This window comes from Vibrio sp. 1978 (assembly GCF_033344345.1).
Genome location: NZ_JAWPOP010000484.1, coordinates 1 through 688, shown reverse-complemented (window position 1 = coordinate 688; position 688 = coordinate 1). Strand labels below are relative to the sequence as shown.

The following is a 688-nucleotide window of genomic DNA, read 5'->3' as shown; positions in this document are numbered from 1 at the left end:
ATGCCGTTTGGCAACATATCTGATGTTGATAAACCTTTACCCCCAAGGTTGTATGCCCCCTCTACTTGGTTTGCAGCAATGGCACCACCCCAAAGGAAATTATCTGGAAACTTAATCATGTTTCTCACTCTTTTATCATTAGAAAATTGCAGTTACTTGGATTTTTCTTTGCTTGAGAATAGTGCAGGTCACATCACGATTCTTGTAGCCAGATCGACTTTCTGAAGGGCGATTTGTTCGGTTTTAGAAAAGACGCCAACCGAAGCCAGATCCGATAGCCGCTTGGGGGTTGAGTTGCGAGTATCACTGCTGATTTTTGAATAAATATCTGTGTAAGTCACTTTTAGTTGGCTCAATCAATCGTATTGGCGAGCTGAAATCGCAAGAGGAACGACATACCGGAACCTGGATTGCGTTGTGCTGTGACTTGTCCATTCATGTCTCGCATGTTGTTCGCGGTGATTGACAGTCCTAAACCCAAGCCTTCGCCGATCTTTTTGCTGGTTTGGAATGGTTCGAAAATGGTGTCGAGTTGTTCTAGTGCCACGCCACAACCGTTGTCACTGACCACCACTTCAACGTGGCTGTTAGTTGGTGTGACAACGATTGAAAGTTGGGGATTGTCCCTAGATTGCATGGCATCAAGCGCATTGGATATCAGGTTGCCAAGCACTTGTTGTAAGCGTTG

The 688-nt window shown here is 45.2% G+C and carries 2 protein-coding genes; both read right to left on the bottom strand.

All coding sequences use genetic code 11. The annotated features are described in order from the left end of the window. On the bottom strand, window positions 1-119 hold a 119-nt coding region (locus tag R8N49_RS27365), incomplete at its 3' end, for a family 1 glycosylhydrolase (RefSeq protein WP_318190483.1). A gap of 233 nt (window positions 120-352) precedes the next feature. Beyond that, a partial coding sequence (locus R8N49_RS27360) for a sensor histidine kinase (RefSeq protein WP_318190482.1) occupies window positions 353-688 on the bottom strand: 336 nt, incomplete at its 5' end.